Source organism: Mesobacillus maritimus (assembly GCF_023715205.1).
GTDB classification, from domain to species: domain Bacteria; phylum Bacillota; class Bacilli; order Bacillales; family Cytobacillaceae; genus Mesobacillus_B; species Mesobacillus_B maritimus_C.
In genome coordinates this window covers 28,854-43,781 of record NZ_JAMBNR010000010.1, presented here as the reverse complement: position 1 = coordinate 43,781, position 14,928 = coordinate 28,854, and the positions used below count along the sequence as shown (strand labels likewise).

Genomic DNA, 14,928 nt, shown 5'->3' with positions numbered 1-14,928 from the left:
TAGTTTGTAAAAGAAAAAGACTTTGTTTGGAAGAAATCACCTAAAAGTAACTTTATAATACCTCTACCACCACTAGGATCCGCTGTACCAAACCAAAGAGGATTAGTACAACATACACTAAAGAAAATAGTAAAAAGTTCATTCGCCAATAACCTTTAAATACTCTGGTGTATTCAATTTCTTGCCGGAATTTCCAGTGAAAGAGCACAAATAGAATGGCCAATACAATTAAAACCAACAGAATTAACCATAAATAAGATTGATTCCAAATCACCATAACCAAAAAATGTGTGGAGATAATTAATAGTAATGTACTGAAATCAATGGCTCTTTGGACTGAACGCTTATGATTCTTTGAGATTTGTTTGCTGAAGATGAACATTAGAAGGTAGCCTACCAACGGTAAAGTCACTAACGTTGCAATTATAAATGAGATGAAGCCTGCCATTCAGAGACCTCCCTTCATAATTCTTTTCCTTTAATTACATCATAATAATTGCGAATCAATGGAACTTCGACCTGATTGCTCTCAGCTTCTTCAAGCAAATAACCTAAAATAGCATCAATTTCCGTTTTCCTGCCTTCTTCAAGATCTTTTAACATCGAGGACCGATTTGAGGCTGTATTCTCACAAACAGAAACAACATTTGCAAATTGTCTTTCTGGTAACTGGAGGTTTAAGACCGCAGAGACTTCACGAAACATGCTTTCCACAATTCGATAGAAATACGGATTATCTACGAGGCTGCCATTGTTAACTTGAAACGCCGCCGTTAACGGGTTAATAATGGCATTAACGATTAGTTTCGCTTGGAGGATCTCCAGATAATCATTTTCGAGAGACATTGAAAACTCATCCGTTGTCGAATCAACTAATTCTCTTAAAACCGTTGCCTCTCCCCGAAACACCGCACATTTAGTCATTCCTCTTCCATTATGTGCAACGGTATTTTGAGTAGTCCTTGTTGCACCATGCTCAACGGTCCCTACGAAGATGTTTCGAGCAATTATTTTAGAGAGGTATTTTAGATGTCCCATACCATTTTGTAAAAACAGAAGGCTGCTAGTCCCATCAAACTTTGAAAACAACGCAGGTAGTTGGTATTGTTTTACAGTAACTATGGCTAGGTCTTCCTCTCCTGTCCATTCCTCAAAAGGCTTTGCCTGTACCAATTGATTTTCAACTTTCTCACCCGTCACTAATTCTATTCCGTTTGTGTTAATTAACTCCGCTTGGTCTGCTGTCCGTGTATAAACGGTTACCCGATGGGTTTTACTTAAGTAAAATGAGAACAATAACCCAATGGCCCCCGCTCCAATAATTCCAATTTGCATCTTTTTTAACTCCAATTCGTTATATTAGCTATATTTTAACAGAAAGAGGAATTCTTTTGGGGATGTTTTCAATGCTTTCAAACAAAAAGAGTTGACAAAATAGCCAACCCCTCTTTCAACAAAGCCTTCTTCCTACTCCGTTCACAAATAACGGCTTCTTGGTATGCTTTATTTAAATACTTTAGATTAATAACTGCCTATTAATTGCATCGTTACTCATTATCCAAGAAATACAGCTCCATAACCGAGTGCACCAACAATCACAAATGCCGGATGAACCTTTAACTTTTCAAGCAAAACGTAACTCCCCATTACTAAAAGAACGGTTTGTCCAATGCCTACCCCCTCATAGGAGGTAATGAAAAAGTTCAAGGTCATAACCCCTAAAAGAACGGCGATTGTAGGTCGAACATAATTGGTCATCCTTTTAACTTTAGGAGACTCTTTATGACGATATAAAACACCCAAAAGAACCACCATCAAGAGCAAGGACGGTGCAACTGTTGCAAAAACGCCAATTACCGCACCTAGAATACCTCCTTGCTGAAATCCAATAAACCCTGCCATTTTCGTCGCTATCGGACCGGGAAGAGCGTTTCCCATTGCTAAAACTTCGCTGAATTCAGAAACTGTAAGCCATCCATAACGATCCACTACTTCATTTTCAACAAGTGGAATAGAAGCTGGCCCTCCACCATAGCCAATAATCCCAGGGATAAAAAATGCAAGAAATATTTGCCAATAAATCACATCCCCACTCCTCTGTCTGTCGATTTCTCTACTGTCTCTTTCTTGTCTTTTCTTAACACCGCAACAATTAATAAACTACCAATTAAGATAGCTGGATGCATGTGTACAAACTCTAGTAGGACAATACTAGCAATAATAATGAGAGAAGCGGCCTTGAGTCCAATAGAATCCTTTGACTTTTTGAAGAAATCCCAGGTCAGCGTTGCTAACATCACTGCAACAACAGGAACAACCGCCTTCGTCATGCCATTTACCCAATCGAGATTTTTAAAATTGGATAATGAAGTTAAGAGTACAATCATTAACAAAATCGTCGGAGTGATGCTCGCAAAAACAGCATTAATCATCCCAGCTACTCCTGCCACTCGAAAACCAATATACCCTGCCATTTTTGTAGCAATAGGACCTGGCAAAGTATTCCCTAAAGCTAGCACATCTGCAAATTCATCATCATTCATCCATTTGTATTTTGCCACCACTTCCTTGTGAACAAGGGGAATGGAAGATGGCCCTCCACCGTACCCCAATAGCCCCACTCGAAGAAAAGCCAGAAACAATTGAACCTGCTTCATTCTTACATCACCTTTTCTTAAATAATTAATCAGTAACCAAAAAGATATAAATAGATCTCTTTTCTCTTTCTTTATGAAATCATATGAGCCTTAATTCTGTTTTTCGTAAATTCCAATCCATTATAATCCATACTTTCTGATTATTCTATACTATTTTCAGAAATATCCAACAAATATATGACCATAAACAACTTTTCATTGATTCGTTCTTTTCACGTAAGGTAAGATAAGGTACAAAAGGTTGAATGGGGGAAAAAATGAAATTAGATGCAATCGATCACCGAATCCTCGAATTGCTCTCCGAAAATGGTAGAATGTCCTATGTTGACATTGGAAAAGAGTTAAATTTATCTAGAGTTGCGATTAGGGAACGGGTCAATCAATTAATTCAATCAGGAGTCATTGAAAAATTTTCTGTTGTAATTAATTCTGAAAAGGTCGGGAAAGCCGTATCTGCGTTCTTCGAAGTTGATTGCGAACCCTCTTTTCTAGTAAGTGTAGCTGAAAATTTAGCCAATAATCCTAGAGTAGCAAGTTGCTATCAGATGACAGGACCGAGCACCTTACATATGCACGTTCTAGTCGAGGACTTTATCGCATTGGAAAACTTTATTAACGAAGAGTTATATAGTCTTGAAGGTATCACAAGAGTTGAAAGCCATATTTTATTGAGAAGATTTAAGAGCCGGACAGGGCTAAAGTTATAACCTCCCCTACAGAAAATGGTAAACGTTTTCTTTTCTCGAAACGCAGAATTTTTACTCTTTTTATAATATAATAAATATAGATACAAAGCTGTTGAATCTAGATCAATAAACAGCAGATTGGCACAACGACACGGGGGGATTAACGGTGAAATTTAAGGTTGAAAGACTAAAAATTAATTATAAGACACTGGAAGAATTTAAAAAGTTCAAACAGTATGGTAGACAAGAATTATCCATGCTTGAAGATCTTGAGGCAAATATCATTGACAATGACAGTGAATCCCCATTCTATGGGATTTACTTTGGCGACAGGCTCGTTGCTAGGATGAGCCTCTATCAAATTGACGCCCAATTTAATCGTTATTTTGACCCGCCTAAGGATTACTTGGAGCTTTGGAAACTTGAAGTATTACCTGATTATCAAGGAAAGGGATATGGGAAGACCTTAGTTGATTTTGCAAAATCATTCGGTCTACCAATTAAAACAAATGGACGAATCAACTCGTCCGATTTTTGGGCGTCTATGAGCTTTACTCCGGCAACTTACGAGGTTGAACGTGACCGAGGGGAAAACCCGTTTATTTGGTATCCAGAAGGAGTACATGAACAATTGCACTCATAAGAAACTACTTGCGCCTAGGTTCATACCTAGGCGCTGTTTTAGGTCTATTTTCTAAGCTTCACGAGTACCAACCATTCTCCTAGCTCTCTCCATAATTTCTACAAGAGCACGATGGTCCCCTTCGATTGTGGTTATTTCCTCTTTAAGCTTTTTATTCTGGTTTGACAGATGGATGATTTTTTCTTCGAGTTCCTTTATACGGTATTCATACCTTGAAATCTCTTCTTTTTGAGTCCTTGTAGTTTCGGCTTTTTCATAGAGGGCTTGCAAATAACTTTTGACATCATAAAATGTAAGTTTTTCTGGTTGCTTGCTAACCTCTACACTTTCTACTTGTTTAGGCACTTCATTGGTATTTTCTAGCTTTTTAGCTTGTTTTTTTAGTTCTTTCCGCTGCCGTTTAGCAAGTTCAATTCCTGATTGGTATTGTTTGCGAACATATGAGTTCCATCTAAACCCGCATGCAGCCCCGGTACGCGATAGTTTTTTTCCCACTTCTTCAAAAGCTTTTAACTGTGTTCCTCCCTCTCTTATATGACGCAATACTGTTTCAGCCAGCATTAAATCTTCATCTTCAGTCCATGCATCCTGACGAGTAATAGGCATATGAATATCCCTCCTAGTTTTTTATTCATTCATATGCATCTACTAGGAAAGATAGAATACACCATTTACTTTTTGTGGGAAGTTCCCTTCTCGAAAACTCGTTCCACAAGACATCATTGCTGCCTTGAAAAACACAAATTAAATCGATCATCCTACAGGGTCTTCCCCAACTTATATAAGAAATATTGGCAACCCATTGCTATTTATGATTTATGTATGAACTCATCAACCTTACGATTATGGACCTCTCCTCCCCATAAGACTGCACACCGCTCTGCCTCTCTCTCAATTCGATTGGTTATACCTGAAGCTAACCATTTTCTCTGAAGCATTTCTTTATATGCCTCAAGTACCTCTGTTTCTTTTTCTAGAATTTTCTCCAGAAAAGCATAACAATGGTCAATAGGATTACCCTCGTAGGTTTTGTCAAGAAAACCTAATTTCTCTAACTCACTTGTCGAGTAAACTTCCCCCTTTCCCAGCATTTGTAACGCTATTGAAGAAGAGAATTTTTCAAATAAAATTGTTCCTCCTCCCCAGCCGGTTGTGATTGCTAAGTTCCCTTGCACGAAACCTGCTTTTATTCCCTTTCGCCCTAGTCGAAAATCACAGGCAATGGCAATTTCGCATCCACCACCAATTGCAGTTCCATTCATTAAAGCAACAGTTGGTTTAGGGCATAATAACAATTCACTCACTATTTTGGCCATCCGTGAAAGCATTGGCAAAGCGTCAGCTTCTGTTTTTAAATGTTGGTAAACCGATAGGTCGCCTCCGGAGCAAAATGCCTTCTCCCCTTCCCCTGTTATCACTAACGCTTTGACATCTGGTTCATTGGCCATTAATATTGCTTGCTCGAGCCCGGTCATAATATCGTCATTAACAGCATTTCTCTTTTCTGGCCGGTTGATTGTATAAATCAACAAACCATCAGCATTCTTGGTTATTCGGTAAGGTTCCATTTCTTCTCATCCTCCTAAAAATACGACTCCTAGTTTCAATTCAACATCTCTTCTCTACATCCCTATTAAAAACATTAGAAAATCAGTAAACTTGAGCCCTTAATTGAAAATTGAAGCAAAAATCATTGTTCATGAAGGATTTCTAAAATGAAAGCAAAAAAAAACACAGGATTGAGTCCTGTGTTTTTATCGTAAAAGAATTAGTCGTTAACGACTTCTTTTCCTTTGTATGTTCCGCATTCTTTACAAACACGGTGAGCTAATTTCATTTCACCGCAGTTAGGGCAAGCAACCATGCCTGGAACTTGTAGTTTGAAATGAGTACGGCGTTTTCTTTTTGCAGTTTTAGACGTTCTTCTAAATGGTACAGCCATTCTTCCCACCTCCTTAAAGAGAGTTAAAGGTAGTTTCAAAAAACCCCTTTTATGGATTGTTACGAAGGCCAGTCCGAACTGGGCTTCATAATTTTAAACAAGTGATTCAATCATTACCCGAATCGTCTTGTTCAAAAAATTTCGCGAGATCAGCAAGTCTTGGATCAACTTTTTGCTGTTTGTTATCTTCGCTAATCACTTCCCAGTCCGTTCCAGACTGAGGAGCTCCATCCTTGCTTTGGTCATCGTCACAAAATACCTGCATTGGAACCTCTAACAAGAGGATTTCTTGTATAACAGGCATAAGATCGATGACATCACCTTGTACTTGATGTACTTCTTCATCTGAGTCATACTCAGGATGGTCAAGTAGAAAGGTTTCAGTTGTTTCGACATTTACTGGATACTTGACATCAACCAGTGTACGAGAACAAGGAAGGATTAAGTGTCCTTCAATCTGAAGATGAAAGGTCACTTTCGTTGCACTGATGTCAACCCGGCCCTTTATATGCATCGGCGACACTTCACGAATGGATTTCTCAACTTCTTTGATTTCATCCACCTTGACATATTCGTCAACCGAAAAGTCCTTGTTTCGATATTTTTGTAACTGACTCATTGTCCATTTCATAGAATCACCCCAAGGCAACAAAGGTAATTATAGCTTTCGCTTACCTATTTGTCAATATTTTTTCTTTACAGTATAATGTAGACGTTGTCATAATAAAATAAACATTTTAACCACAGGTAGAACAGGTTCTTATTTTATTTTGACGTTCTTAGCCTACTATCGCTTTTAGCGATTAGGAATAACAAGCATCGGCTTGAATTAATTTAAAAACAGCTAGCTACTCAAGAAAGAGCTTTACACTTCTATTTCTATCTAAATACATAGTAGTTAAAGCGGTGCTAAGGTTTAAATCAATCTTACAATAGTGCCGCTTTTTTTAATAAAAGGCTGTTTCGAAAATTTTAAAGCCGATCTTAACGTAATAATACCAATAACGGTCATTCGTAAGCTACAAATTAAGTTTGCACGCTCTTTTCTCTTGAATGAAGCTTATTATTGCGATAGCTCATTCCATTCAGTCATATTTTTCTTCAAGAGCAACAAAGACTGAGAAAAGAGCCTTATTAAATAATCCGGGTTCTCCCGTAATCAAAGGTGAAGTCATGAAAGCAGTTGGGGTAGTTGTTGAATATAACCCTTTTCATAATGGTCATCAATTTCATTTGAATCAAACAATAGAACAATCAGGTGCCGATGTAATCATTGCCGTGATGAGTGGCAACTTTCTCCAAAGAGGAGAGCCCGCTTTAGTTTCTAAATGGGCGCGGACCAAAATGGCGTTACTTGGCGGAGCTGATATCATTTTTGAGCTTCCTTATCAGTTCGCCACCCAAAATGCGGATATTTTCGCCAAGGGCGCAGTCAACATTTTAGCTGCAGCAAATTGTCATTCTCTATGTTTTGGTAGTGAATCAGGTGACATAGATTCTTTTAATATGACACTTGATTTCCTTGATGTACACGAAGATGTATTTCAAACGAAAGTGAAAGAATATATGAGAGAAGGAGTTAGTTATCCAACAGCCCTGTCTCAAAGTTTTAAGTCTCTATCTCCTAATGATCAATTGCTCGATTTATCAAAACCAAATAACATTCTAGGTTTGCAATATGTTGCAGCAATTCGAAGCCAAAAGCTCACGATGGAACCTCTTACGATTATCCGTAAGAGTGCCAACTACCATGACGAGCACTTTGCTTCCAACTCTATTGCAAGTGCGACAAGCATTAGAAAAGCACTATTTTCACATGATGGTCAAATAAATGACATTCAAGCTTATCTTCCCCCGACTTCCTATGAAATACTTGCTAAATACCAAAAGGAGTTTGGCCATTTTCATTCATGGGAAAATTATTGGCCTTTGTTAAAATACAAACTACTCCAAAGTACACCCGCCGAATTAAGAAAGGTTCACGAGGTAGAAGAAGGGCTTGAACACCGTTTACTACAGGCTGCACGATCCGCGATTACATTTGAAGCATTTATGAAGGAAATAAAAACGAAGAGATACACATGGACAAGACTTCAGCGGGTTTGCTTACATATTATGATGAACATCCAAAAAGAAACGATACGAGAAATGACCTCGTTTAACTATCTTAGACTACTTGGAATGACTTCTACCGGGAGAGAGTATTTGCGGAAAGAAAAAAAGAATTTTGGGCTTCCCTTAATTTCGAAACTTTCTACTGTTAAAGAGCAACTTGAGCTTGATATCCGCGCTTCTAGAATTTATGCATTAGGTTTTCACGATTCAGAGCAACAAAATAAGCTCATACAACGGGAGTTTACACAGCCTCCAATTCAGGTGGATTAAAGTCGACATTATATGTCAACTTCGCCAACTTTATATCAACTCTACATAGGGAAGGCTGTTTGAACTAAAGGAACTTCAGGGTTACTCCCCTTTTCTTTTGTAAGGTGGATATAGGAAAGCGCGTTCACAAAAAGCAAAACAACAAAGTTTGAGAATAGAGTCCTTCATATAAAAACTAATAAAAATGAATGTAGTTTCTTGAAAGCCTCTACTCTCATGCTTTGTTAGCGCTAATGATGAATAGTCATTTCAGAATAACATTAAGGTATATTTCTTAGCTTGTTTTCGCTGGTAAGTTTTCAAGGAATTCAACCGCGTCATCAAATGTATTAACCGGAATTATTTCCATAGAAGTCTTAATATCTTTTGCCGTCTTTAAAGCTATTTGATAATTCGAACCAGCTGCACCTTCCTCATTTGGTGCTAAAAAGTAGTCAGCTTCCGCTTTATCAGCAGCGACTATTTTTTGTTCAATTCCCCCAATACGCCCTACCGTTCCGTCCGTTGAGATGGTTCCAGTTCCAGCAATTGCGTACCCCTTCGTTAAATCTGTTTTAGATAACTGATTATAGATTTCGAGTGAAAACATTAGTCCAGCTGAAGGACCGCCGATTTCATCTGTGTCCATCTCGATGCTTGGTTGCACTTTTATTTCTTTATCATCGACAAGAGAAATTCCAATTCCGACTCGTTCACTGGTTTCGTCGAATTTCTGTAATTTTATGTCCACTTCACGTTTAGAGCCATCGGTTTCAGCAGTAAAGGTTAGCTGATCGCCTTCCTGTTTACTACTAACATAGTCAATGAATTCTTTTGAGGAAGAAAATCTTTGACCATCGATTTCAATAATCCGATCTCCAACAGTTAATTTACCCTCAGCTGGCATTCCTGGAATCACCTGTAACACATAGACACCTTTATAGTCATATTCAATCGGAAGACCAGCTTTTTTATAGGCAACCTCAATCGCACTAGTTTTTGAGGTATCCATCATATGAAGTTGTCTCATTGTGTATTCCTCATCTGTCTCATTCTCTGCTCTAATATCCTCAACTGGATGAATTTCTGAATATTCATCTAGCTTGGCCAAGATATAGGCATAAACATTGGCACGACCCATGCGAATGGTCGTCAACATAAAACTCCCCTCTTCATCATAACCACCATCTACTTCGATAATTGGTTCGAGCTCTTTAGCCATACCAGGCTTAGAGACATAATATGGTAAATAATAAAAAGAGCTCGCAAATAACAAGATTGTAAAGATTAATAAAAGTTGAATCTTTCTCATGACGACGGGGGCTCCTTCCATTGCTCAATTACAGTTTGAATTTTTGCCATTTGCTTTCTAGTTTCTTCTTCTCCAATTGAAATAATATCATTTATGTTTGTGAAGGCTCTAGAACTATACATTTCAACTCTCGGTCTTATCATAATATCCGAGGCAATTTCGCGATTTGTAACAAGCTCCATTTGCATGATGTCTATACTCTGCATAATAACATCAAATATAGAGGTGATTTCTGTATTTGTGTTTACATGGGAAACATCTACTGCAATAATTATATCCGCCCCCATATCTTTCACTACAGAAACAGGAATCCTGTCAATTACACCACCATCAATTAAAAGGCGACCGTTTAACTTTTCTGGGGTGAATATTCCTGGAATGGCAATGCTCGCCCTTACCGCATTCGAGATCGGTCCATCTTTAAAAACCACTTTTTCACCAGAAACGAGGTCAGTTGCGACAACAGCTACAGGGATATCCAAATCTTGTAACTCTTTCCCATGCGTAAAAATCCGAATTAAGTCTTTAACTCGTTTGCCCGAAATAAACCCCATTTTTGGTACAGTGAAATCTAAGTAATATTTCCTTTTAAAAGCTTTCGCCAAAGTATATAAACGATCGATATCTAATCCGGCCCCGTAAAAACATCCGACCATTGCACCCATACTACTCCCAGCAATTAAATCAATCGGGATTCCATTCTCACGTAGAACTTTAATGACACCAAGATGGGCAAACCCCCGAGCTCCTCCCGACCCTAGAGCTAAACCTATGATTGGACGTCGCAATTTTTAACCTCCTTTTATCCTTCGTTAATCTTTTGGTCTATTTTATATACTAGATTGCATATTGATTGTATATAAGGACAAGGTGTTGAGTAGCTAGCCGCCACTCTATTCTTATATATGGTTTAATAAGTTTCTGCAGAACAACCGAAGTAACCATATACGCCATATTACTATTACGTTTCAAGGAATAGTATCTATTTTATCACTGTTTTTTCATGTTTGACAGCAGTTGACCTGCGGGGGGAGGATTCACGTGTTAAAGTCAAAAATTAAAACAGGCGTCTTAGCTAGCTCAGTTACAGTTATGGCCGTTTCAATGATTATTTTTCCGCAGGAATCATTGGATGCCTCAATTAGAGGATTAAATATGTGGTGGGAGATTGTATTTCCTTCTTTGCTACCGTTTTTCATTGTTTCTGAGCTTTTAATTGGCTTTGGGGTAGTAAAATTTATCGGGGTTCTACTTGAACCATTAATGAGGCCCGTTTTTCGCGTTCCAGGGGTGGGTGGCTTTGTTTGGGCGATGAGTATGGCTTCTGGAACCCCATCAGGAGCAAAATTGACAGCACGCCTAAGACAAGAAGACCAAATAACCAAAATTGAGGCAGAGAGGCTTGTTTCATTTACCAATTCTTCAAATCCGATTTTTATCTTTGGTGCTGTTGCCGTTGGCTTCTTCCACAACGCACAGCTTGGAATTCTTCTCGCGATTGCCCATTATCTTGGGATTATTAGTGTCGGGTTAGTGATGAGATTTTATGGAAGCACGGAGGAAACGAAAATAAACGATAAGAAAAAGAAACCTTCCATTCGTGATGCACTGTCCGCGCTACATAAAACACGAATAAAAGATGAACGCCCGATCGGGCAGCTTCTTGGGGATGCTGTCCTTTCCTCAATCAATACCTTACTGATGATCGGCGGTTTCATCATTATTTTCTCAGTTATTAATAAGCTATTATATCTCTTAGGGATCACGGCGTTTTTGGCAGGGTTTATTCAATATTTATTGGGAGTGATTGGGTTAGATGAGGCCTTGAGCATGGCTTTCATTTCTGGTCTTTTTGAGATTACGATGGGAAGTCAGATGGCTAGTCAAGTCCAAGAAACTAACTTGCTTCATCAAGCCATCATTGTTAGTTTTTTCCTTGGATTTAGTGGGTTTAGCATACAAGCACAGGTCGCTAGTCTGCTAGCTCCAACAGATGTCCGCTTTAAACCATTTTTCATTTCACGAATTCTACACGGTATTTTTGCTAGTATGTATGCTCTACTGTTATGGAAACCATTTTATCTACCTTTCATCCAAACCGATGAGCCTTCAAATGCAATGCCAGTGATGAACCGACTAGTTGAAGAAGGTACGAAAATGGCTGATTTCCATCTTTCACTTACTCAACTAGGACCACTAATCACGATTTTTTCCCTTTTTGTTTATATTATCCTTTATTATAAAAAGATGAATAGAGGATTGTATGGGTAACTGATAGAAGGTTCCAACATTTATATAAATACAAAAGAGCGAGCAAGACTCGCCCCTAGCTGTCGAGAACCCTCGACAGCCTTTTATTTTCAAATTTTTAACACTTTACCGTTTTAAATTTGATCGTTAGTCCATGCAAAGCGTCTGTTGATCCATAAGGATCTTTACTGATTTATATCTGACCTAATGGACAGTGGAGGGCAGTCGACTCCTTTGGGAAAAAGAGGTTACTTGAGACCCCCACAGGCGCTTAAACTCCAAAGATGCTCTAGAAGCTCCTCGCGAAAAGCGAGTGACCAAGTGGAAATAAACAAGTCAGGTTGCAGAGACAATCTCTTTTAATACGCTCTTTTTCTCATTCTTTATTGCTTATAACAAAAAATACAACCGAATGAGCTAGGTTATACATAAAAATGGCTACTAAATTGTTAAAATTGACTTTAGGATTTTATTCAACAACGTAAACAAGCCTTACGAAAACAGCCTATTAATAAAAAATTGCCGAGAAAAATACCCTTTCTCGACAATCCGGAGCAAGTATGGCTCGCTCATTAATATGAGATCTTCTTACTTTATAGATAGTTCAGTCTTGAGTTATTACACCAATCATTCTTTTGCAAATCGCCTTAGTTTTTTGCAAACTTTTTTCTTAGTGCTTCTTCAACTTGTGGTGGAACTAACTCTGAGATTTCACCATGATATTGCGCAACCTCTTTCACAATACTAGAACTAAGGAATGAGTATTGATTATTAGTCATGATAAAAAAGGTCTCAATTCCTTTATCAAGCAATCGGTTCATTGAAGTGATTTGCATCTCATATTCAAAGTCAGAGACTGCTCTTAATCCCCTTACAATAGCATTTGCATTTACACTCGCAGCATACTCCACCAATAAACCATGAAAAGTATCTACCTTCACATTAGGGATATCTTTCGTTACTTGTTGGATTAGTTCCATTCTTTCTTCAACAGAAAACAACGGATGTTTTGACGAATTGTTTAAAACCGAGACATAAATCTCATCGAATACTTTTGCAGCTCTAGTAATAATGTCCATATGCCCAAATGTGATTGGATCAAAACTTCCTGGTACGACGGCTATACTAGCCATTTACATTTCCCCCTCTTTGTCCACTTTATATGTATACACTGTAACTCCAATAATACCATATTCTTCATGCCTAATTTGCTTATATCTACCAATTTTTTCAGGAAGTTTCGTTTCCACTCCATGTTCACATACGATGGTTCCATCTGGTTTTAATAGATTAGACTCGTCAATCATTTCCATTAACTTGATAAGCTGTTGTTTTTTATAAGGGGGGTCAAGAAAAATGTAATCAAAACATAATTCCCGTTTATAAATGGCTTTTAATGCTCTTGAAGCTTCATTCCGATAGACTTCTGCCCGTTCTTCTAGCTTGCAGTTACGCAGATTATCGTATATCGTCTGAATCGCTTTTCGATCCAAATCAACAAAAATCACTTTGTCTAGACCTCTACTGAGACCTTCAATGCCTAGTCCACCACTTCCCGCAAACAAATCAAGCCCTAAACCACCACTAAAATATGGACCGACCATATTAAAGATTGCTTCTTTCACCTTATCTGTCGTTGGCCGAGTGGAATTCCCAGGAACCGCTTTCAGACCTTTCCCTTTCAGACTACCTGATACAACTCTCATACCTTTTTCTCCTTCAATCCTTAAATCACTTCTACTTTATCCTGCCACAGAAGAAAAAATATAAACAAAAAATGTGTATAAGCTGGGCGTTTATGGAAATAATGATAGTAACAACATCAATTCGAGGATGTTGTTGCCAACCGCGGAGAAGACTTACGTTTCCCCATAAGTTCTTCCTCCGGTTTCTCCTCTCCCTTTGCCTTCTGTCCCAAAGATATGGGACATAGAAGGACCCTGCAGATGATGCAGGGTTTTCTTTTTTTATAAGCTCTTTTCTCAAACTGTGCCTTTTAAGATAAGTATGGCGTGATGCCAATATTAGCGTAATCGAACCTTTAGTAAAGAAAAAAGCGCATGCCCTCACCTTTGATGAGATGCGTGCACTTATTATATTCCCATCTTATAATCATACTCTTTAGCTTTATCTGGTGCAGCGTTCTCAAATTCCATTTTTAAAAAGGGTTTATAAGAAGGCTCTACCTTTTTGACAAAGGAATAGGAACTAATCTTTCGAATCAATGCTTCTGTATCGTCTTGGTTACAGTATAAGACAACATATTTCAGTTTCCTTGATACATAATGAACATTTCCAAATCTTCTTAGCATTTTAGCCTGCTTTAACGAGTAAAGCCACACTATGATTCCTTGTCTTTGACCAATCATCTTTTTATACCCCTTCGAACAAACATGCTTTTCACTAGTTTAGCATAGCCAATCTAATCATTACAATCGCCAACTAAATATAAAAAGGCTGTTTTCATTAAGATTATTGTTAAAATCATAAAGCCAATAACGCAGTATAACCTATTTTGCGCGATATTTCTAAGTTTGCAGCTCTTTTTCTCGTACGCTTTGGCTATTTTCCTAAGAAAAGCATGTAAGAAAGAGCATAGGAACTTTGCCTATGCTCACGAACAACCACAACTTCCGCCACTTCCGCAGCCGCCACTACAAGAAGATCCTGTATCAAAAAATGGATTTCCAGTTGGGACCTTGACACTTTCAGAGACAGAACGCCCAATTAACACACTTATTTCATCTAATAATCCTTGCAAATCATTTTCTGCTTTTTTGAATTCAGCAACACGGTCATCTAAATCTACTTCTCTTTTTAAGACACGAACTTGCATCATTACTTCTTTGTAATCTGGGTGATACCTCCCAAAACGTTGGACCTCTTCATACCGTTCTTTCATCCGTGCAAAAGCCGTGATTTTCTCCTGTGTTTCCTTGCTGGATTTTACTTTATATAAACACTGCCGATAATTCTCAGCAATCTCCGAATTTAACACCATTTGAACAAGCTCTTCCGCTCTCTCCAGTAACTCAATTCTTTCAATTGTAGCAAGCATGTTTTGCCCACCTCCG

At 38.2% G+C, this 14,928-nt stretch carries 18 protein-coding genes; 4 read left to right on the top strand and 14 right to left on the bottom strand.

Annotated elements, in window-relative coordinates; genetic code table 11:
• Positions 1-52: 52 nt before the first annotated feature.
• From M3182_RS15205 to M3182_RS15190, 4 genes are all read right to left on the bottom strand, one after another.
• Complete coding sequence (locus M3182_RS15205) at positions 53-448, bottom strand: DUF3397 domain-containing protein (RefSeq protein ID WP_251558860.1); 396 nt, start codon at positions 446-448, stop codon at positions 53-55.
• 14 nt (positions 449-462) lie between these two features.
• Entirely contained in the window at positions 463-1,335 is an 873-nt protein-coding gene (locus M3182_RS15200; protein WP_251558858.1) for a 2-dehydropantoate 2-reductase, read from the bottom strand.
• Positions 1,336-1,554: 219 nt separating this feature from the next.
• Complete coding sequence (locus M3182_RS15195; protein WP_251558855.1) at positions 1,555-2,085, bottom strand: chromate transporter; 531 nt, start codon at positions 2,083-2,085, stop codon at positions 1,555-1,557.
• Positions 2,082-2,657, bottom strand: a complete 576-nt coding sequence (locus M3182_RS15190) for a chromate transporter (RefSeq protein WP_251558853.1) — start codon at positions 2,655-2,657, stop codon at positions 2,082-2,084. Before M3182_RS15190 ends, M3182_RS15195 begins: the two co-directional genes overlap by 4 nt.
• A 257-nt stretch (positions 2,658-2,914) precedes the next feature.
• Between M3182_RS15190 and M3182_RS15185 the strand changes: the two genes are divergently transcribed.
• Entirely contained in the window at positions 2,915-3,364 is a 450-nt protein-coding gene (locus tag M3182_RS15185) for an Lrp/AsnC family transcriptional regulator (RefSeq protein ID WP_251425659.1), read from the top strand.
• 145 nt (positions 3,365-3,509) lie between these two features.
• A complete protein-coding gene (locus tag M3182_RS15180) occupies positions 3,510-3,986 on the top strand; it encodes an N-acetyltransferase (protein ID WP_251425657.1) in 477 nt (158 codons plus the stop codon).
• Positions 3,987-4,037: 51 nt separating this feature from the next.
• On the opposite strand, the gene M3182_RS15175 is transcribed toward M3182_RS15180, so the two are convergent.
• The 4 genes from M3182_RS15175 to M3182_RS15160 form a co-directional block, all read right to left on the bottom strand.
• The gene (locus M3182_RS15175; RefSeq protein ID WP_251425655.1) at positions 4,038-4,592 is read right to left on the bottom strand and encodes an RsfA family transcriptional regulator; all 555 of its coding nucleotides are present in this window, start codon (positions 4,590-4,592) and stop codon (positions 4,038-4,040) included.
• 203 nt (positions 4,593-4,795) lie between these two features.
• Entirely contained in the window at positions 4,796-5,554 is a 759-nt protein-coding gene (locus M3182_RS15170) for an enoyl-CoA hydratase/isomerase family protein (RefSeq protein ID WP_251558850.1), read from the bottom strand.
• Between the two features lie 200 nt (positions 5,555-5,754).
• The gene (rpmF, locus tag M3182_RS15165; protein ID WP_046522242.1) at positions 5,755-5,928 is read right to left on the bottom strand and encodes a 50S ribosomal protein L32; all 174 of its coding nucleotides are present in this window, start codon (positions 5,926-5,928) and stop codon (positions 5,755-5,757) included.
• A 106-nt stretch (positions 5,929-6,034) separates the two neighbouring features.
• Positions 6,035-6,559 carry a YceD family protein gene (locus M3182_RS15160; protein ID WP_251425652.1) on the bottom strand — a complete coding sequence of 175 codons (525 nt, stop codon included), beginning with the start codon at positions 6,557-6,559 and terminating at the stop codon, positions 6,035-6,037.
• Positions 6,560-7,101: 542 nt separating this feature from the next.
• On the opposite strand from M3182_RS15160, the gene M3182_RS15155 reads away from it, so the two are divergent.
• Positions 7,102-8,313, top strand: coding sequence for a nucleotidyltransferase (locus M3182_RS15155; protein WP_251558848.1), 1,212 nt, complete (start codon positions 7,102-7,104; stop codon positions 8,311-8,313).
• Positions 8,314-8,587: 274 nt separating this feature from the next.
• Here M3182_RS15155 and M3182_RS15150 read toward each other — a convergent pair whose 3' ends face one another.
• Both M3182_RS15150 and M3182_RS15145 read right to left on the bottom strand, forming a co-directional pair.
• Positions 8,588-9,604 (bottom strand): SepM family pheromone-processing serine protease, encoded by a 1,017-nt coding sequence (locus M3182_RS15150; RefSeq protein WP_251558845.1) that lies wholly within the window; start codon positions 9,602-9,604, stop codon positions 8,588-8,590.
• Positions 9,601-10,392 (bottom strand): patatin-like phospholipase family protein, encoded by a 792-nt coding sequence (locus tag M3182_RS15145; protein ID WP_251425647.1) that lies wholly within the window; start codon positions 10,390-10,392, stop codon positions 9,601-9,603. Before M3182_RS15145 ends, M3182_RS15150 begins: the two co-directional genes overlap by 4 nt.
• Positions 10,393-10,645: 253 nt before the next feature.
• Here M3182_RS15145 and ylbJ point away from each other — a divergent pair, with 253 nt between their 5' ends.
• The gene (gene ylbJ, locus M3182_RS15140) at positions 10,646-11,875 is read left to right on the top strand and encodes a sporulation integral membrane protein YlbJ (RefSeq protein ID WP_251558843.1); all 1,230 of its coding nucleotides are present in this window, start codon (positions 10,646-10,648) and stop codon (positions 11,873-11,875) included.
• A 626-nt stretch (positions 11,876-12,501) separates the two neighbouring features.
• Here ylbJ and coaD read toward each other — a convergent pair.
• The 4 genes from coaD to M3182_RS15120 form a co-directional block, all read right to left on the bottom strand.
• A complete protein-coding gene (gene coaD / locus M3182_RS15135) occupies positions 12,502-12,987 on the bottom strand; it encodes a pantetheine-phosphate adenylyltransferase (RefSeq protein ID WP_251425644.1) in 486 nt (161 codons plus the stop codon).
• Positions 12,988-13,560 carry a 16S rRNA (guanine(966)-N(2))-methyltransferase RsmD gene (rsmD, locus tag M3182_RS15130; protein ID WP_251425642.1) on the bottom strand — a complete coding sequence of 191 codons (573 nt, stop codon included), beginning with the start codon at positions 13,558-13,560 and terminating at the stop codon, positions 12,988-12,990. It abuts the gene before it with no gap.
• 387 nt (positions 13,561-13,947) lie between these two features.
• The gene (locus tag M3182_RS15125) at positions 13,948-14,223 is read right to left on the bottom strand and encodes a YlbG family protein (RefSeq protein ID WP_251425640.1); all 276 of its coding nucleotides are present in this window, start codon (positions 14,221-14,223) and stop codon (positions 13,948-13,950) included.
• A 245-nt stretch (positions 14,224-14,468) separates the two neighbouring features.
• Positions 14,469-14,912, bottom strand: a complete 444-nt coding sequence (locus M3182_RS15120) for a YlbF/YmcA family competence regulator (protein WP_251425638.1) — start codon at positions 14,910-14,912, stop codon at positions 14,469-14,471.
• Positions 14,913-14,928: the final 16 nt, after the last annotated feature.